This is a genomic window from Buttiauxella noackiae ATCC 51607, from assembly GCF_001654865.1.
Lineage (GTDB): Bacteria > Pseudomonadota > Gammaproteobacteria > Enterobacterales > Enterobacteriaceae > Buttiauxella > Buttiauxella noackiae.
Window position 1 is genome coordinate 94,249 of sequence record NZ_LXEO01000009.1, and the last position, 19,165, is coordinate 113,413.

The window sequence follows — 19,165 nt, forward strand, 5'->3', positions numbered from 1 at the left end:
GTATTTGTATGTTCCTGGTTGACTCACATTGCCATCTCGATGGCCTCGATTATCAATCCCTACACAAAAGTGTTGATGATGTTCTGGAAAAAGCTGCCGCGCGCGATGTGAAGTTCTGCCTTGCGGTTGCCACGACGCTGGAGGGTTATCGTAATATGCGCCAGTTGGTTGGCGAGCGTCAGAACGTCGCTTATTCATGTGGCGTGCATCCGCTCAATCAGGATGAAGAGTACGACGTGGAAGAACTTCGCCGTCTGGCCGCCGATCCAGGCGTGGTGGCAATGGGGGAGACTGGGCTGGATTATTTTTATACCCCGGAAACCAAGCCACGCCAGCAGGAATCATTCCGTCATCACATCCAGATTGGCCGCGAGCTTAACAAACCAGTGATTGTCCACACCAGAGACGCACGCGCCGATACTCTGTCGATCCTTCGCGAAGAGAAAGTGACAGACTGCGGTGGGGTACTACACTGTTTTACGGAAGACAGAGAAACTGCTGGAAAATTGCTCGATATGGGGTTTTACATTTCTTTCTCGGGCATTGTGACGTTCCGCAATGCAGAGCAACTCAGGGATGCAGCCCGTTATGTGCCACTGGATCGCATACTGGTGGAGACTGATTCACCTTATCTTGCGCCAGTGCCACATCGTGGCAAAGAAAACCAACCAGCGATGACTCGTGATGTAGCGGAATATATGGCGGTACTGAAAGGTGTTTCACTTGAGGAATTGGCCGTTGCGACGACAAAAAACTTCGCCACCTTGTTCCATATTCCTGACTCCCGCTTGCAATCCGCCTGATAATTCTAAGTTATTTTAAAGCTCGTAATTAATTATTGAAGCGAGTAAAGTTCACCGCCTCAAAAAGGGCGGTGAACGCCATTTTTGTAACATTCAGAAACGCGTTTTGTAAACTTATGAAAGTTTTTCACAGGGCTGTTTGAGAAACGTGATAGCCGTCAAACAAACTTTCGTCGATTTATTTTACTCTGCGTAATAAATCAAAAGGTACTTAGATGCCTGTTTATGGACCGGATCTCCCCCCAGTCCGATGCGCATAACGCGTAAAAAAAAGCACAAATACTCAGGAGCACTCTCAATTATGTTTAAGAATGCATTTGCTAACCTGCAAAAGGTGGGTAAATCGCTGATGCTGCCAGTATCCGTACTGCCTATCGCAGGTATCCTGCTGGGCGTCGGTTCTGCAAACTTCAGCTGGCTGCCAGCAGTGGTTTCTCATGTTATGGCGGAAGCGGGCGGTTCAGTATTCGCCAACATGCCGCTGATCTTTGCTATCGGTGTGGCATTAGGCTTCACAAATAACGATGGCGTTTCTGCATTAGCCTCTGTGGTTGCATACGGCATCATGGTGAAAACCATGGCAGTTGTTGCGCCTCTGGTTCTGCATTTACCTGCTGAAGAGATCGCAGCAAAACACCTGGCTGATACCGGTGTTCTGGGCGGTATTATCTCTGGTGCAATTGCAGCCTACATGTTTAACCGTTTTTACCGCATCAAGCTGCCAGAATACCTGGGCTTCTTCGCGGGTAAACGTTTCGTACCGATCATCTCTGGTCTGGCTGCGATCTTCATGGGCGTTGTGCTGTCCTTCATCTGGCCTCCAATCGGTACGGCTATTCAGACCTTCTCTCAGTGGGCTGCTTACCAGAACCCGGTTGTGGCATTCGGTATCTACGGTTTCGTAGAACGCTGCCTGGTACCATTCGGTCTGCACCACATCTGGAACGTTCCATTCCAGATGCAAATTGGTGAATACACCAATGCTGCAGGTCAGGTATTCCACGGCGATATCCCACGTTATATGGCAGGTGACCCAACTGCGGGCAAACTGTCTGGTGGCTTCCTGTTTAAAATGTATGGTCTGCCTGCTGCTGCTATCGCAATCTGGCACTCAGCTAAACCTGAGAACCGTGCAAAAGTCGGCGGTATCATGATCTCCGCTGCACTGACCTCGTTCCTGACCGGTATTACCGAGCCAATCGAGTTCTCCTTCATGTTCGTTGCTCCAATCCTGTACATCATCCACGCGGTGTTGGCAGGCCTGGCGTTCCCAATCTGTATCCTTCTGGGTATGCGTGACGGTACTTCCTTCTCTCACGGTCTGATTGACTTCATCGTGTTGAGCGGAAACAGCAGCAAACTGTGGTTGTTCCCAATTGTTGGCCTGTGCTACGCGGCGATTTACTACACCGTGTTCCGTGTGCTGATTAAAGCGCTGGACCTGAAAACTCCAGGTCGTGAAGACGCAACTTCAGAGACTTCTACCACTTCCACAAGCGAAATGGCACCAGCTCTGGTTAGCGCTTTCGGCGGTAAAGAAAACATCACTAACCTGGATGCGTGTATTACCCGTCTGCGTGTTAGCGTGGCCGACATTTCTAAAGTCGACCAGGCTGGCCTGAAGAAATTGGGTGCAGCAGGTGTAGTTGTAGCTGGTTCAGGTGTTCAGGCAATCTTCGGTACTAAATCCGATAACCTGAAAACTGAAATGGATGAGTGGATCCGTAACAGCTAACAAGTAGTTGGGGAGAACTGAGGGAGGCCATTGGCCTCCCTTTTTTATTGCCGTCATACTTCAAATAGCAGGGGGGGTTGGCTTCGCGCTCTCGCCCGAATCACTTACTGATTTAAGCTTATCGGGACTCGTTCTCTTGCCGCCTACCCTGAACATGAATTATTTAGGCTATGAATTAAATGGCAGATAGCTTGCGTCATCCGCCATTAAGGATGCTAGAAAGCGTAATTAGCGCTTACAGAGAAGTTGCGCGGCGCACCGTAAACGATGGAACGGCTGTCGATGTTGGTGTCGTAAGTTTTGTCGAACAAGTTATCGAGGTTCGCCTGAACGGAGAACGCCTTCGTGACTTGATAACGGGCAAATAAATCAACTAACGCATAACTGCCTTGTTCCGCACGGAAAGTACCGCCCGGTACTGGAACATCCGCCCACACATGGTCTTGCCAGTTGACGCCGCCACCGACAGTTAGCTCGCGCAGGGTTGGGATCCGGTAACTGGTGAACAATTTAACTGAAGTGCGAGGCAGGTTAGGGTTAACAGCTTTACCGTCGCTGTCTTCAGCAACATAGCGTGTCGCACCAAATGTCATCTGCCAGTCATCAGTCAGCGCGCCGTTGATCTCAAACTCCACACCTTTACTTACGGTACCATCAGCTTCGCGGTAGGCTGTCTCACCGTTGCTGTCAGGGATTACCATGCCAGTCGATTGTGCGAGGTTATCTTGCTCGATACGGAAGATGGCAAGAGAAGTGGTCAGACGGCTGTTCATCCAGTCAGACTTCACACCTGCTTCATAGTTGTTACCGGTGATTGGGGTGAGGTAGTTACCTTGCTCATCACGTTCGGTTTGCGGTTTAAAGACTGAGGTATAGCTTGCGTAAGTTGACCAGTCATCATTGATATCAAACACCACACCGGCGTAAGGCGAGGTGTTATTTTTCTCAAGTTCCTGGGTCAGGGTATGCAGGTTGTATTTGGTATAACGTGCGCCGACGATCACGTGCAAAGGGTCGGCTAGAGTGATGCGAGTCGCCATATAGGCAGACTTCTGGCGAACCGTATCTTCCTGAGCGAGACTCAACGGCGTCCAGTTTGTTTCCGGGAAGTTACCGTCATAATCATTGTAATTACCTAACTGGGTATCGCTGATATTTTCCCAGGAGCTGTAATAGGTGTTGTTCTGTTTGGTATAGCTGGTACCGATCATCAGTTCATGTTGGCGCCCTAAGAGCTCATAAGAGCCATTGGCAAAGGTATCGAGCGCATCCACTTTTCGCTTACCGGTGTTGTAACCCGTGCCACCTACATATGGGTAGGATGCGCCATACGGGCTAACCATCATGCCGCTGTTTTTATCTACCAGTCCGTCCAGGTAAAGCTGCTTACTCTCGAGGTCCATTTCCGTGTGTGTACCGTTCACCGTGAGCTGCCAGTCATTGGCAAACTTTTGCTTCAGGGTGACGAAGGTGCGCTGCGATTCTTTATCGTTGTAGGCCCAGTCAGGGGCCGTGCTGTAGCTGCGATCCGGATCAGTTTTGCTGCCATCGGTGTACCAGCGCGGAATGCCGCCCCATGTCGGACTGTTAACGTTGGTTTCCTGATAGTCATAACCGACTGAGAAACTGGTGGCCTCGGTCAAATCTGCATCGAGCACACCATAGAAGAATTTTTTCTTCTGATTGTAGCGGTCAAGCCAGCTGTCGTTATCCTGATAACCTGCAACCATACGGCCGCGAACATTACCGTTGTCGGTCAGTGGCGTAGACATATCAGCAACATAGCGCTGTTTATTCCAGCTTCCATATTCTGCCGAAACGTTGGTCTGGAATTCACGACTATCGGCATGTTTACGCACCATATTGACGGCAGCTGAAGGGTTGCCGGAACCGGTCATCAGGCCATTAGCACCACGGACCACTTCAATCTGCTGATACATCGCGGTATCTGTCAGGGCGTCGCCCAGGTTCCAGCGCGATTCAAACAGCGTTGGGATGCCATCGACCATATAGTTATCTATTAAAAATCCGCGCGAGTAGAAGTTGCTGCGGTCGGAGTCGGCAACACTTTCTGATATGCCCGTGGTGTTTTTCAGTACATCGCCCAGTGACTCCAGATTCTGGTCCTGCATGCGCTGTTCGCTGATGATGCTAACGGACTGCGGAATATCACGCGGTACCAGCAACATTTTCGTTCCGCTGGTGGTGGTTTTGACACTGTAATCCTTCTCTTCTGTATCGGGTGTATTAGACACCGAGTTTTCGACAACCAGCGTTTCTTCTGCATTTTGAGTGGCAGAGAGCGCGGTAGAAGGAAGGAGTGCGAAAGCAATACAGGATGCCAGCATAGAAATAGCGCTGGCAGGTGCGCGCTGCCCATCCCTGGTAGAAATGGTTAAAGACATCTTAAACCCTTAATGAATTGTTGGAGGTTGTGTCTCTGCGCCAAAGGAATCCGGTCGCGGAGTACATAGAGTGTTTGCGATTTTATTTATTTCATACGAATGAAAATGAAAATGAGAAATATACTCATTCATTAACTGGCTGTAAACATATGTTACAGCTCAAATGAAATATCGTTTTAATCATGAGAAGTGCAGGGTTTACGAAAGATCTGAGAAGAAGGTTGCCCAAAGAGTGATAAAGAAATAACGGGTTGAGGTTGAAAGAGCACGAGTAACTCGCTCATACTCTTACGTTATGCCTTTAAGGCTGTGCGCGCAGCGACTTAAACGAGCAATTAGTCAGCAATTAATGAATAAAGGTAACGTCATGGCCGAAGAAACTATTTTCAGTAAAATTATTCGCCGCGAGATTCCGGCAGATATCGTTTATCAAGATGAGTTAGTTACTGCATTCCGTGACATATCGCCGCAGGCACCTACCCACATCCTCATTATTCCGAACATACTGATCCCAACAGTGAATGATGTCACTGCTGAGCATGAACTGGCGCTGGGGCGCATGTTGACCGTTGCTGCAAAAATTGCTGAGCAAGAAGGGATTGCTGAAGATGGCTATCGTCTGATCATGAACTGTAATCGTCATGGCGGGCAGGAAGTTTATCATATCCACATGCATCTGCTGGGCGGCCGCGTGCTGGGGCCGATGCTGGCGCATAAAGGATAAGTTGATGAAAAATAAACCGCTGTTAACGCTACTGGCCGTCATTGTGATGGCTGGGTGTAGCTCCAAACCGGCTATCCCTGTCAATGATGGGCAAACGCTGGTCATGGAGGCATCTGTGCTTGCGGCGGGGGTCAGTGCTGAAAAGCCTGAAATTTCAACTGACAAGGGGGCCACTGTTTCTCGCAGCCAGCTATATAATGAACAGTCTAATCCGGTCATCATCAACTATCGTTTCTATTGGTATGACGAAAAGGGTCTTGAGATTCATCCTCTCGAGCAGCCACGCACGATTACGTTACCAGCGAAATCAAGCGTTTCGGTCTCATCCATAGCCAGTTATCCAGACGCACGTAAAGTTCGTCTTTCTCTCTCTTTGTAAGGGGTGAATTTTGATTAAGGGAATCTATCGTTATCTGGTTATTCTCGCTGCGGCGATGATTTTATCCGGGTGTATTAATCGTGGAGAAGCGCCTGCACCAGTGGAAGAAGTGAAACCTGTTCCACAGCAACCCGTAGAGCCGCCGCCAACTGTTCCAACAGTGCCAACTGTACCCACTCAGCCAGGCCCGATTGAACAACCACAACCTACCATTCCTGCAACACCAAAAGTGCGCACCTACGATTGGGGCAGCACCATGCAGCCTATGGTTGGAAAAATGCTGCAAGCCGATGGTGTGACAGCCGGTGGTGTATTACTGGTGGATAGCGTAAATAACCACACTAATGGTTCACTGCAAACCAGCAAAGCGACGGAAGCACTGCGTGGTGCGCTGGAGAACAATGCCAAATTTACCCTTGTTTCAGCACAACAACTTTCGTTGGCGAAACAGCAATTAGGGTTATCACCGCAAGACAGTCTTGGATCGCGCAGTAAAGCGATTGGCATTGCCCGTAATGTTGGCGCGCAATATGTGCTCTACAGCAACGCCAGCGGTAATGTGAATGCGCCGACGCTGAAAATGCAGTTGATGTTGGTACAAACTGGCGAAATTATCTGGTCAGGAAGCGGTGCTGTACAACAAACTCAATAATTCGACACTGCAACGTTTGATTGAGAAGTACCTTCCGGCGGCTCAGGCCGCCGGTTGCTTTTCTCATCTTCAGGGATTAAGCGGCGGCAGTCTGCATTTCAACCTTGGAAGGGAAGAATATGTCGCCCGGCATCAGCTTGCCGCGCCAATGCCTGGGGTTTCTCTCAGCAGACAGCATCGGGCTCTGAGACGCCTTCCTCCTGGAATAGGTCCTCGGCCCGTTTGTCTGGCTGAAGGCTGGCTTATCGTTGAATGGTTAAATGGGGAGGTGAAATCGGAACTCCCCTCACTGCAAACGCTCACTTCGTTACTGTATGATTTGCATCGTCAACACTGTTTTGGCTGGCGAATCAGTTTGTTGCCATTACTTGAGCATTATTGGCAAAACACAGCATCAGAACGAAGAAGTTTGCTCTGGCTACGGTTGTTGAAAAAAATGAAGCGGCAAGGCGAACCTAAGCCGTTGCGTCTGGCACCGCTGCATATGGATGTTCATGCCGGAAACCTGGTAAATCAGTCAGATGGTATCAAGCTTATCGACTGGGAATATGCCGGTGATGGGGATGTAGCACTGGAATTGGCGGCAGTCGCGCTGGCTAATAACATTGTTTGCGAGCGGTTGGTTCATGCTTACGCGAAGTTAAGCCATATTCCATTACAAGTGCTAGTCCAGCAGGTTGCGCGTTGGCAGCCCTGGGTCATTATGCTGATGGCATCCTGGTATGAATGTCGTTGGTCGCAAACGCAGGATAAAACATTTTTAACTCTTGCAGATGAGGCCTGGAGCCTGCTGTGGAATAAGAATTGATAAAGAGAGGTTGATGTGGGTCCGGTAATGTTAGATGTGGCAGGCTTTGAGCTGGATGCCGAAGAGCGTGAAATTCTAAAACATCCACTTGTTGGTGGGCTGATTCTGTTTACCCGCAACTATCACGATCCTGAGCAACTGCGTGAACTGGTGCGCCAGATTCGTGAAGCTTCCCGCAATCGTCTGGTGGTTGCTGTTGACCAGGAAGGTGGCCGTGTTCAGCGTTTTCGTGACGGCTTTACCCTTTTGCCTGCTGCTCAATCTTTTGCTGCATTGCATGGTCTGGAGCAGGGAGGCAAACTGGCTGAGGAAGCGGGCTGGTTGATGGCGTGTGAAATGATTGCCATGGATATCGACATCAGCTTCGCGCCCGTGTTGGATATCGGCCATATCAGCGCCGCGATTGGTGAGCGTTCATATCATGAAGATCCGCGCAAAGCGCTCGCGATGGCAACTCGTTTTATAGACGGGATGCACGCAGCCGGTATGAAAACGACGGGTAAACACTTCCCTGGGCATGGCGCCGTCACTGCGGATTCTCATAAAGAAACACCTCGTGATCCGCGTGAAGAGGCGCAGATCCGCGAACACGATATGCAGATCTTCCGCACGCTGATTACCGACAACAAACTCGATGCGATTATGCCTGCGCACGTCATCTATACCGATGTCGATCCCCTTCCAGCCAGCGGTTCTCCGCACTGGCTGAAAACGGTGCTACGTGGTGAGCTTGGCTTTAACGGCGTTATCTTCTCTGACGATTTGTCGATGGAAGGAGCCGCGATTATGGGCAGCTATGCTGAACGTGGACAGGCATCTCTGGATGCAGGTTGCGATATGATCCTGGTCTGCAATAATCGTAATGGTGCGGTCAGCGTGTTAGATAACCTGTCTCCGGTCAAAGCAGAGCGTGTTACAGGTTTGTATCATAAAGGTTCATTTACCCGTCAGGAGCTGATGTCATCAGCGCGCTGGAAGGAAGCAAATCAGCAACTTGAGGCGCTGCATGAGCAGTGGCAAGCCCACAAGGCGGGTCTTTAACTCCTCGGGCCAAATGGCCTGAATTCGTGTGGTGAGGATGCAATGATTATCTATTTACACGGTTTCGACTCTAATAGTCCTGGTAACCATGAAAAGGTGCTGCAACTCCAGTTTATCGACCCGGACGTGCGGCTTATCAGCTACAGCACGCGGCATCCTAAACACGACATGCAACATCTGCTCAAAGAAGTCGACAAGATGCTGCAACTGAGTGCCGATGAGCGCCCACTGATTTGTGGCGTTGGGCTTGGTGGTTTCTGGGCGGAACGCATCGGTTTCTTGTGTGATATTCGTCAGGTGATTTTTAACCCGAATTTGTTCCCGCAAGAGAACATGGAAGGCAAAATCGATCGCCCTGAAGAGTACACCGACATTTCGACAAAATGCGTGCAAAACTTCCGTGAGAAAAACCGCGATCGTTGCCTGGCGATTTTGTCGCGTAATGATGAAGCGCTGGATAATACCCGCGCCGCAGAATTGCTACATCATTACTATGAAATTGTATGGGATCAGGAACAGACCCATAAATTCAAAAATATCTCACCACATTTGCAGCGCATAAAAGCTTTCAAAACTCTCGGCTAGCCGGGGCTTAAAGATGTAAAAGTGAAAGGGTCAGCCATGTGCTGGCCCTTTTTGTTTATCTTTTCGGCATAAAAATTTGATGCACATCAATTTTGGTATGACCAATACACCATCCATGTTATTCTTTGGTCACATTAGTGAGTTTGTTTAGGTAACTTGTTGTTAATTAAATGCTATTTCCATAACCTTTAGTTAACAATTGGTTAATATTTTAAGGGGGTCACTTTGACTACGCCATTAAGAAAGATTGTCATTGTCGGTGGTGGTGCTGGCGGACTTGAACTGGCCACTCAGCTCGGTAAAAAACTAGGCCGTGGTAAAAAAGCGAAAGTCACGCTTATCGACCGTAACCACAGTCATTTGTGGAAACCGCTATTGCATGAAGTCGCAACCGGTTCACTGGATGAAGGTGTGGACGCGCTTAGCTATCTGGCACATGCCCGTAATCATCACTTCCAGTTCCAGCTAGGTTCAGTGGTTGATATCAACCGTGAAAGCAAAACCCTGACGCTCTCAGAATTGCGTGATGATAAAGGGGAATTGCTGGTTCCTGAACGCAAAATCCCTTATGACACGCTGGTGATGGCGCTGGGTAGTACTTCCAATGACTTCAATACGCCAGGCGTGAAAGATAACTGTATCTTCCTTGATAACCCGCACCAGGCGCGTCGTTTCCACTCCGAAATGCTGAATCTGTTCCTCAAGTATTCTGCAAATCTGGGTGCCAGTGGCAAAGTGAATATTGCTATCGTTGGTGGCGGGGCAACCGGTGTTGAGCTGTCTGCGGAACTGCACAACGCAGTAAAACAGCTGCACAGCTACGGCTACAAAGGCCTGACGAACGAAGCGCTGAATGTAACGCTGGTGGAAGCTGGTGAACGTATTCTGCCTGCGCTGCCACCACGTATTTCAGCAGCGGCTCACAGCGAGTTAACTAAACTGGGCGTGCGCGTTCTGACGCAAACTATGGTTACTTCTGCAGATGCAGGTGGACTCAATACCAAAGATGGCGAGTATATCGCAGCAGATCTGATGGTTTGGGCTGCAGGTATCAAAGCGCCGGACTTCATGAAAGATATTGGTGGTCTTGAAACTAACCGTATCAACCAACTGGTGACTGAGCCTACGCTGCAAACCACCCGCGACCCTGATATTTTCGCGATTGGTGACTGTGCATCCTGTGCGCGTCCTGAAGGGGGCTTTGTGCCTCCACGTGCGCAAGCCGCACACCAGATGGCCTCATTGGTTCTGACCAATATTCTGGCGCAGATGAAAGATAAACCGCTGAAGTCCTATGTTTATAAGGATCACGGTTCACTGGTTTCGCTGTCTAAGTTCTCAACTGTGGGTAGCCTGATGGGTAACCTGATGCGCGGCTCGATGATGGTAGAAGGGCGTATGGCACGTTTCGTTTATATCTCGCTATACCGTATGCACCAGGTGGCACTACACGGTTACTTCAAAACCGGCCTGATGATGTTGGTGGGCAGTATTAACCGCGTGATTCGTCCGCGCCTGAAACTGCATTAATCCAGTTTCCATGAGATCTCTAAACCCGGCCTTGAGCCGGGTTTTTTCATTTTATATAGCAGCATAAAAATCCGTAAATTAGCCTTTCATGCTTAGGATTCCTCTCAAACACATATTTCTAACCTATGAATCCGCATTTTTCATCCGTTGTCTGATTTGTGGAAAGCCTCCTTTGGTTGCAAAATTGTAAGCAATTGCACAATCAGGAGGATGTCCTGTGAATAAATCAATGGTAGCGGGTATTGGTATCGGCGTGGCCGCAGCACTGGGTGTGGCAGCGGTTGCCAGCATGAATGTTTTTGACCGTGGTCCTCAGTACGCACAGGTGGTGTCAGCGACACCCATCAAGGAAACGGTAAAAACACCACGTCAGGAGTGCCGCAATGTAACGGTAACTCACCGTCGTCCGGTGCAGGATGAGAACCGCATTCTTGGTTCTGCTCTGGGAGCTGTTGCAGGCGGTGTTATTGGTCATCAGTTTGGCGGTGGGCGCGGTAAAGATGTTGCAACGGTAGCAGGTGCATTAGGTGGTGGTTACGCAGGTAACCAGGTTCAGGGTGCAATGCAGGATCGCGACACCTACACAACTAGCCAGCAGAAATGCAAAACCGTCTATGACAAATCAGAAAAAATGCTTGGTTACGACGTAACCTATCGCATTGGCGAGCAGCAGGGCAAAATCCGTATGGATAAAGACCCTGGTACGCAGATCCCACTGAATGATAAAGGCCAGTTAGTTTTAAACAAAATCTAACGGTTATAAATTGATCGCTAAACGCCCAGGTCATTAATGACTAGGGCGTTTTAGTTACGACTCAGTCGATTAATTCCATCCCTGTTTTCCGCGGCGTGCATAAGGTAAGACAGACAATAAAGCCAGAATAGCCAATATCAGACCGATCCATAAAGCTGAGCGTAATCCATACCCAGAAGAAATAGCCATTCCACCTAAATAAGAACCACCACCTAATCCAATATTAATGACAGAAGTATGAACAGCATTTACCATTGGGCCCGGATGCGCCACGCTAACAATACGTGCCATCATTGCTGGATTCATTGGCACACCCGATAAACCGATAAGTATAACTGCCAGAATAGCGATTGATTGATATTGTACAAATAGCGCCATGCCTAGCAAAGAAATACTCAATACCGTTAAACCGACGACCATCACCGCTAAACTATGGCGATATGCCAGGCGCCCCGTTACCATATTTCCGATAATATTTGCCAACCCGTAAAGCATCAGAATGAAGGGGACTGTTTGTATGGTAAATCCGCTAACATCCATCAGTACTGGGACAAAATAACTAAATGCAGCAAAACTTGCGCCTAAAATTAAACAGCTGGTTGTACAGGCTTTCCAATAGGCTTTATTTTTAAATGCCTTAATTTCTTCGGCCATTTTGATAGAGGCGCCGCCGGTCATCTGTGGTAATAAGCGAACTAATGCCAACAAACACACTAAAACCAGCACAGCAACTAGCCCAAAACTCATTTTCCAGCCCCAGTACTGGTCAATAATGGTCGCGATTGGCACACCAAATACATTGGATACCATAAAACCTGCAATCACTATTGAGGCAGCCCTTGGGCGATTTTCTATAGTTACAAGGGCCATACTTGTGGCGAGAGAAAGGCTTAAACATCCGGCACATAAAATACCTGTCACAATTCGAATAGCCACCAGAACATTGTAATCAGACACAAAGACACTTAATCCTTGCACGACAACATATAATCCTAATAACCATAATAACGTCGCACGGTATGGGGCTTTAAATTTAAGGAAAGCGTAAGTTAATACTGGGCCGCCTAGCATAACGCCGAATGCGTAATACGAAATCAAGTGCCCAACTTCACCAACGGTAACACCAAATGCTTCAGATAGCGTGGTCATCATGCCGGCTACCATTAATTCTGCTGTACCTAATGAAAAAATGGCCAACCCTAAAATATATACGACTAATGGCATAGCTTTTTATTTTCTCCCTTTATTGGAATGTTCGTTACAAAAATGGATGTGGAAAATTGATGAACTTTACGCTTGAATTTATAAATTGATTAACAGACCAGCGACGACATCTTCGAGGATTTTTCTATCTGAGATATTTTTATTTAGCACACGTAAACCGTAATAGCCCGCCATAAAGCCTCTTGCCATTTCGACGGGCGATGCTTTATTGCCTAGTTCACCGCTTTGTTGACCTTCGATAAATACTGCAACCAGCGTTTGTTCTAAGCGTTGACGATATTCATTATTCAGACCGGCAACAGCTTCATCTTTGCTGCCCATCTCCAGGGCTGAAAATAAAACCATAGCATCATGCTGTTCTGGAAGAGAAAGATCTTCGGCAATACCCCAAAGTAGCAGAGTATGTAATCGCTCTTTCACCAGACCAGATTGTGTGAGTATTGCTAATTGTGCTGACATAGTTTGCTCATGGCTGCGCAACAAAGCTTGCTCGTACAGAGCTTGCTTGCTACCAAAGGCATTATATAAGCTTCCCCGCCCTAGTCCTGTGCCATCGCATAAATCTTGCGCAGAGGTACCTGCATAACCATTGGCACTAAAAACAGCGACAGCAGCATCAATGACATCCTGATCTTCGAACTTGCGCGGACGACCGGGAAAGGTTGGTTTTTCAGCACTCATAGGGGTGGGGGACTTGAAATGAGTTGAGGCGGCATAGTATTGATTATGGAACGATCAGTCAAATACTTTCCGTTGAAAAAATTAACAGTGATGCGCTGGCTGATTCTCCTGGGAATGGTCATGCACCACTGCTTTCGTTTTTACTAATGACAACCACGTAATTGTTGCTGTAATTCCAGGAGCGCAGTCACCTCAACTATCCGCCGCTGAGTACAGGCAGGGACTTGTTCGGCGGCACGGGCGAAGAGTCTGTTTTCGCCAAACACCACATCCAGTAAGCAGCGATCATATAACGGCCCAGCGATGAGATTGCGTTCGCTGTTTTGCGTTGAAATTCGCTCAACCACTTCATTCGTACCTTCACGGTCGATATTAATAATTTGCCCGTCATGAAGATGAATCCGCATCCCTTTTTGGCCACCGGCAGGCCCGGCATATTTATTAAGATGGAGCGTAAATGGAATGCCGCTCATAGTTCCGATTAACAGCGCCGCGCCCTCAGCGGTCGTAAAATCACCGACTGAAATCGCATTTCCTAACCGATCCCGGGCGTAACTGAGCTCAACGCATAATTTGTCATTGCCACCCAACTGTTGGACGGTTTCACGCATCATGGCGAGAATATGGGTGCCGATATCAACAATTACGCCATCAGGGTGGCGTAACTGGCGGGTATCTGCCTCACCCGTAGCAAAGTTCAACGCAATAGGTTCTCCAGCAGCATTAAAGCCGCTGGGTTCAAGCAAGAACGCTTCGATATGGCTTATTTCATTGATATTATTAATATATTGGCAAGCCTGAGTGCGCACCATCCAGTGATCTAACGCCAGAACACGCGCGGCTTTCCGGGGATCTGCTAGCAACGTTTTTAGTTGTTCAAGCTGCGCAAGTGTGGCGGAGACTGGCTTTTCAACCACAATGACGGGAACTTTGCTTTGCAGCACCGTTTCAAGCACCGGTAAGTGGTGAAGTGAGGAGGTGGTTATCAGCACGACGTCGAGCGGCAATGCCAGTAATGCATCCATTGAATCACAACGTTTAACACCGTCAACTTGCCTCGCCGGGTCAGCATCGTAACCAAACAATTCGATAGAAGGGAGTGACATGCGGCGTAGCGCCGGAAGATATGCTGTTTCGATAACCGAACCTAAACCAATAATACCTGCCAACATATAAATACCTTACCAAATAGAAGTCGTGCCTATCGTTAGAGTCCGTATGTTTTAAATGACTATTGCGCTGGGGTCGAGTGGGATTTTGTGTACGAGGGTAAAAAGCTGACTGGTTTTTAGCCAGTCAGCGGGTATTAGCTTAGAACAAGAACGAGTAATTCACACCGTAAGTGCGTCCACGGCCCTTGTATTCGTACAGTGAAGGGCTGCCGTAAGTTGGGCTATACAGCAGCGGTGCGCGCTGGCCCCACACGGTGGTGTAATCTTTATCCAGCAAGTTTTCGATGCTGAAGCTCAGTTTGCCTAATGGTAGAGCGTAGCTTCCAATAAAGTCGACGGTGTTATAACCATTAATCTTATTGTCGCTGGCGTCGGTTAAATCAAAGGTTTGCTGGCTTTGAACGCGCAGGCTCCATGGGTCTGGCGCCCAGCCGACATAAGCGGTGGCTTTCGATGGGCTTGCGTAAATCACGTCCCATTTCTGCCATTTACCATCCACTTTGGTTTCGGACTTCAGCACGTTGAAGTTAACGCCGGTGCTCCAGTTGGAGTCCGGAATAAAGTAATCCACCGCACCTTCAACACCGTAAATACGACGTTTGTCATCTTCCACATTGATGGTCATATCTGCACGGTTGATGGAGATAGACTTGTCGGACAATGAGTAGTACGCCGCAATCTGGCTACGCAGACTGTCGCCGGTATAACGCCAACCCAACTCATAAGAATCGACCTTGATCCCCTGAAGTTTTGACTGCCCAACGTTCACGCTATTTACCAGTTGGTAATGACCATTCACCAGACGGTAAGTGCCATTGCCGTAGTATTTGCCTGGATCTGGCAGCTCCACGCCTTGCGAGAAGTTAAACCACGCTTGTTGGCGTTCAGTGATGTGCATCAACAGACCGGCATTGAATAACGCGTTGTCGTAATCAGTGCTGCCGCCAGGAATTGCGTCCGCAGACCGAGCGATGCCGTTTGCGATACCTTGTTGCTGAGTAAAGCCGACAAAGTCATCGACTTTGTTCTCAGTCCACTGATAGCGCACGCCGCCGCTAACGGTAAACAGGTCGTTGATGTCATAGCTGGTTTGCAGGAACGGTGCGAGGTTCGTGATGGTGTACCCCGGATAGCGCCCGGTGGTGTAAATACTTTGGTTATTCAGGCCACCTGAAGCGTTCGCTTTCGCCAGATCAAAGAACATTTGGTTGGAGGTAAAGCTCTCGTGATCGGCATCAACTCCATAGGTAATCTGCCAGCCATCAATTGGTTGGCTGGTGAGAGCCAGTTTCGCACCGTACTGATCGGTATCCTGCTGGGAGGCTGAGAAACTGGTTACGGCTCCACGCGTGAGCGTCGGGAATGGATAGAAGGTCAGTGACTCATCACGGTAGTAAATTTGCCCAACCACTTCCTGGCCGAGGAAGTCGCTGTTGGAATATTGCAGGCTAATCAGATGGCGTTCGGTACCAGGAATGCGGTCAGAATTAAGCTTGTCACTGACAAACGCGTTGCCGTTGCCGGTCACTGCTGAGAAATTTTCACCCAGATTCAGCCCGTAATCATCGTCTCCCTGGCTCTTGTAGTATTGCGTCACCACCTGCAATTGCTGGGTTTCATCAATGTTTATTGTGCCGGTACCCATCACATCCAGACGGTCGGAATACTGTAAACCGGTTTGCGTGTTATCGAGCAAAGTCTGGTCGCCATTGCCATCAAACCAGCCACCAAATTTCTGATAAGCCACCGATAAACGGCCAGAGGCATTATCGTTACCGCCAGATATGGCGCTGGCGACACGTTCATCATGATCTTTACTGCTGTTAAAACCAGACTTAATCCCGGTTTCAAATTCGACCTGAGTGTCAGGCTGGCCCTTTTTCGTCACGATGTTAATCAAGCCACCAGTGCTACCACCGCCGTACAGCGAAGTTGCACCAGAGATAACTTCGATATGTTCGATGTTAAAAGGGTCGATAGAGTCGAGCTGGCGGCTATCGGTACGGGAAGAGTTCAGACGAACGCCATCCACTAAAACCACGATAGAACGTCCACGCATATTCATGCCGTAGTTGGTACGACTTTGGCTGCTGACATCCAGACCGGGAATTAACTGTGCAAGTGCGTCTTTCAGCTCCTTACCTCCCTGAATCTGTTGCTCAAGCTCGGTGCCTTCAATAACCCAGGTGGTCTGCGCCATTTCAGCCACCGTACGGTGCATACGGTTGGCAGAAACCAGAATATTTTCTTCGGAAGTTTGCTGCGCGAAAGCCGGAGCCATCATCGCCAGAAGCAGAGGGTTAAGCACCCAGCGTGCGTTTTTATGCATCATCATCATTCCTTGGATGGGAAAATATTAACATTTGAAAATGTTTTGAAATAAGAACGAGCTGAATTTTGCCGATAACGTTTCTCATTATCAATCTCAATTGATAGTATTTCTCAAATTAATCTTATGAATAATCATATGATTTCTGTGGGTTACTTTTTCGGGCTTAGGCAAGACAAGGCAAAGGAGTTGAAATGGCAGAGGTACAAAGCTACAGATTGTTTAATGTGCGGCTAATGCATAAATCACACGTTTCACCTTCGCTGTTGAGTCTGGTATTTGGCGGTCCGGATGTGGCAAACATGAAATGTGATTCGCCCGATCAGCGAATCAAAATGTTGTTCCCGTCTGAAGATGGCTCAATTCCTAACTTGCCAGACCACGGGCAGTGGTATTCGTTGCTGCAAGAATTACCTAAAGAAAAGCGGCCAGTTGTGCGTACCTATACCTTGCGCCGCGTTGACCGCGAGCGTCAGGAAGTGACGGTTGAATTCGTGAGCCACGGCACGGAAGGGCCAGCCTCCGCATGGGCGATTAGCTCGCAACCTGGTGACAAAATACAAATTGTTGCACCGAATGCTGAGTATCCGGCAGACAGCGGCGGTTATGAATGGACGCCACCTGTGGGTTTACGCCAGGGGTTAATTGTTGCGGATGAAACGGCAATGCCTGCGGCGCGAGGCATACTTGAACTCCTGTCGAAACAGCAACATCCGCCAGAAATTCAGGCGTTTTTTGAAGTCCCGGAGCAGGGGGACTGTGTGGATTTAAGTGAATTTGGTTTTGCGAAAATTCATTGGTTGCCGCGAAAGGCTGTTAACGCAAGGCATGGGGAGTGCTTGCTCAAGGCGGTGAGTCAATGTGCCCAGCTTCCTGAAACTGCTGGAATTACAGAAACAGTTAATGAAGAGTCTGAAGGTGAACTGTTGTGGGATAAAGCCACTACAGCCAGTAACGCCTTTTACGGCTGGGTTGCGGCGGAATCATCCGTTGTGAAAATGCTGCGCCGTTATTTAATCGGAGAATGCAGTGTGAGCCATGACGCTATCAACTTTATGGCCTACTGGAGCAAAGGGCGAGAGCATTAAGGCAAACGAAAAGGGCGGCAAATGCCGCCCGATATTCAGACTTTCTTCAGCTCTGGTAATAGCCGCATCGTGGTGCTGACTATCTGCATCAGCTCTGCGTAGCTTGCGTTTTCACGGGCACTGACCGACATCCCCTGAATGATACAGCACAGGTACTTCGCCAGTTTGTGAACACAACTGCTGGCCGGAATCTCACCTTTCTGCTGACGTTTTTCCAGGAAATGCACCAGCGTCTTTTCTTGCATTGCATGACGGGCTTTGATGACCGTAGCAATATCTTCCGAAGATGCCGCCAGTACTGACGATGTACAGATGATAAAGCAGCCCGCCGGCGTGTCTTTATCGGTGAAAAGCTTCGCGACAATAGAGAGATAATCTTCTAAAGCCTCTTCAAGTGAGCGCTCCTCACAGAACAAACAGGCTTCGTGTTTTTGTGCAAAGCGCGCGATGTAGCGATCTAACACCGCTTTGAATAGCCCCTCTTTATTGGTGAATTCGGCATACAGCGTCGGGGCTTTCGCGCCAGTTGCTTCAACCAAATGTGCCATAGAGGTGGCTTCATAGCCGTGTTGCCAGAACAAAGCCATGGCCTTGTCGAGTGCTGCTTCCCTGTCAAACACCTTCGGTCGGCCACGGCTTTTTTTGATGCAACTGGTGTCAGTAGACATAGAAAACCGTTTAACCTTTTGTTGTTTAATGAACGATCATTATAAAAATAATAACACGCGTAAGCCATAGGTTGATTATTAAAAAAAATTTAATCCTATGCTTATGAAAATTAGCGTGTTTATAAAATAATTAACGAGCGTTATAAAAATAGTTTGACGTGTGATGCAGATCACATCTATGATTTAGTTATCGATCGTTAAGTAAAGAACTTAACGGCCTAATAAATCATCTGCTCAAGGTAAATAACATGAAAAACGTAAAAACTCTTATCGCTGCTGCTGTTCTGAGTTCACTCTCTTTTGCAAGCTTTGCCGCTGTTGAAGTGCAGGCAACGCCAACCGGTCAACAAAAAGTCGGCACTATCACCGCGACTGCCGGTACAAACCTGGGTTCGCTTGAAGACCAACTGGCTGAGAAAGCCGATCAAATGGGTGCCAGCTCATTCCGTATCACTTCTGTAACTGGCCCGAACACTCTGCATGGTACAGCAGTAATTTATAAATAAGCGTTAACCCTCATTGCGCTGATTTATAAAACTTGCCACGAAAAAGGCCTCGTTGAAAAACGAGGCCTTTTTCATTTCTCT

18 protein-coding genes are annotated in these 19,165 nt (G+C 48.5%); 12 read left to right on the forward strand and 6 right to left on the reverse strand.

Annotated features, from left to right (window positions below; genetic code table 11):
- The first annotated feature begins 8 nt into the window (after positions 1–8).
- Positions 9–803, forward strand: coding sequence for a metal-dependent hydrolase (locus tag M979_RS03985; RefSeq protein WP_064553844.1), 795 nt, complete (start codon positions 9–11; stop codon positions 801–803).
- A 301-nt stretch (positions 804–1,104) separates the two neighbouring features.
- On the forward strand, positions 1,105–2,538 hold the full coding sequence (gene ptsG, locus M979_RS03990) for a PTS glucose transporter subunit IIBC (RefSeq protein WP_034456148.1): 1,434 nt from the start codon (positions 1,105–1,107) through the stop codon (positions 2,536–2,538).
- Positions 2,539–2,753: 215 nt separating this feature from the next.
- Here the strand turns inward: ptsG and fhuE are convergent, their stop codons facing one another.
- Positions 2,754–4,943, reverse strand: a complete 2,190-nt coding sequence (gene fhuE / locus M979_RS03995; RefSeq protein WP_064553845.1) for a ferric-rhodotorulic acid/ferric-coprogen receptor FhuE — start codon at positions 4,941–4,943, stop codon at positions 2,754–2,756.
- 367 nt (positions 4,944–5,310) lie between these two features.
- On the opposite strand from fhuE, the gene hinT reads away from it, so the two are divergent.
- The 8 genes from hinT (at position 5,311) to M979_RS04035 (ending at position 11,416) form a co-directional block, all read left to right on the forward strand.
- Positions 5,311–5,667 carry a purine nucleoside phosphoramidase gene (hinT, locus tag M979_RS04000; protein WP_034494554.1) on the forward strand — a complete coding sequence of 119 codons (357 nt, stop codon included), beginning with the start codon at positions 5,311–5,313 and terminating at the stop codon, positions 5,665–5,667.
- Positions 5,668–5,671: 4 nt separating this feature from the next.
- Positions 5,672–6,046: a YcfL family putative periplasmic lipoprotein gene (locus tag M979_RS04005; RefSeq protein ID WP_064553846.1), complete on the forward strand. Its 375-nt coding sequence runs from the start codon at positions 5,672–5,674 to the stop codon at positions 6,044–6,046.
- Between the two features lie 55 nt (positions 6,047–6,101).
- On the forward strand, positions 6,102–6,698 hold the full coding sequence (gene lpoB / locus M979_RS04010; protein WP_245164646.1) for a penicillin-binding protein activator LpoB: 597 nt from the start codon (positions 6,102–6,104) through the stop codon (positions 6,696–6,698).
- Entirely contained in the window at positions 6,676–7,506 is an 831-nt protein-coding gene (gene thiK / locus M979_RS04015; RefSeq protein ID WP_064553848.1) for a thiamine kinase, read from the forward strand. The genes lpoB and thiK overlap by 23 nt, the downstream gene beginning before the upstream one ends.
- A gap of 15 nt (positions 7,507–7,521) precedes the next feature.
- Positions 7,522–8,547 carry a beta-N-acetylhexosaminidase gene (nagZ, locus tag M979_RS04020; RefSeq protein ID WP_064553849.1) on the forward strand — a complete coding sequence of 342 codons (1,026 nt, stop codon included), beginning with the start codon at positions 7,522–7,524 and terminating at the stop codon, positions 8,545–8,547.
- Between the two features lie 42 nt (positions 8,548–8,589).
- On the forward strand, positions 8,590–9,132 hold the full coding sequence (gene ycfP / locus M979_RS04025) for an alpha/beta hydrolase YcfP (protein WP_034456138.1): 543 nt from the start codon (positions 8,590–8,592) through the stop codon (positions 9,130–9,132).
- Between the two features lie 225 nt (positions 9,133–9,357).
- The gene (locus M979_RS04030) at positions 9,358–10,662 is read left to right on the forward strand and encodes an NAD(P)/FAD-dependent oxidoreductase (RefSeq protein WP_034456136.1); all 1,305 of its coding nucleotides are present in this window, start codon (positions 9,358–9,360) and stop codon (positions 10,660–10,662) included.
- 217 nt (positions 10,663–10,879) lie between these two features.
- Positions 10,880–11,416: a glycine zipper 2TM domain-containing protein gene (locus tag M979_RS04035; RefSeq protein ID WP_034456134.1), complete on the forward strand. Its 537-nt coding sequence runs from the start codon at positions 10,880–10,882 to the stop codon at positions 11,414–11,416.
- A 69-nt stretch (positions 11,417–11,485) separates the two neighbouring features.
- On the opposite strand, the gene M979_RS04040 is transcribed toward M979_RS04035, so the two are convergent.
- The 4 genes from M979_RS04040 to iutA form a co-directional block, all read right to left on the reverse strand.
- A complete protein-coding gene (locus M979_RS04040; RefSeq protein WP_064553850.1) occupies positions 11,486–12,640 on the reverse strand; it encodes an MFS transporter in 1,155 nt (384 codons plus the stop codon).
- A 78-nt stretch (positions 12,641–12,718) separates the two neighbouring features.
- Positions 12,719–13,321, reverse strand: a complete 603-nt coding sequence (locus M979_RS04045; protein ID WP_034456131.1) for a TetR/AcrR family transcriptional regulator — start codon at positions 13,319–13,321, stop codon at positions 12,719–12,721.
- Positions 13,322–13,464: 143 nt separating this feature from the next.
- A complete protein-coding gene (locus M979_RS04050) occupies positions 13,465–14,493 on the reverse strand; it encodes a Gfo/Idh/MocA family protein (protein ID WP_064553851.1) in 1,029 nt (342 codons plus the stop codon).
- Between the two features lie 139 nt (positions 14,494–14,632).
- Entirely contained in the window at positions 14,633–16,822 is a 2,190-nt protein-coding gene (gene iutA / locus M979_RS04055) for a ferric aerobactin receptor IutA (RefSeq protein ID WP_064553855.1), read from the reverse strand.
- A 194-nt stretch (positions 16,823–17,016) separates the two neighbouring features.
- On the opposite strand from iutA, the gene M979_RS04060 reads away from it, so the two are divergent.
- Positions 17,017–17,910 carry a siderophore-interacting protein gene (locus M979_RS04060; RefSeq protein WP_064553852.1) on the forward strand — a complete coding sequence of 298 codons (894 nt, stop codon included), beginning with the start codon at positions 17,017–17,019 and terminating at the stop codon, positions 17,908–17,910.
- A 35-nt stretch (positions 17,911–17,945) separates the two neighbouring features.
- On the opposite strand, the gene M979_RS04065 is transcribed toward M979_RS04060, so the two are convergent.
- On the reverse strand, positions 17,946–18,578 hold the full coding sequence (locus M979_RS04065) for a TetR/AcrR family transcriptional regulator (protein ID WP_034456128.1): 633 nt from the start codon (positions 18,576–18,578) through the stop codon (positions 17,946–17,948).
- Positions 18,579–18,826: 248 nt separating this feature from the next.
- Here M979_RS04065 and bhsA point away from each other — a divergent pair, with 248 nt between their 5' ends.
- Entirely contained in the window at positions 18,827–19,084 is a 258-nt protein-coding gene (gene bhsA, locus M979_RS04070; protein WP_034456127.1) for a multiple stress resistance protein BhsA, read from the forward strand.
- Positions 19,085–19,165 lie beyond the last annotated feature (81 nt).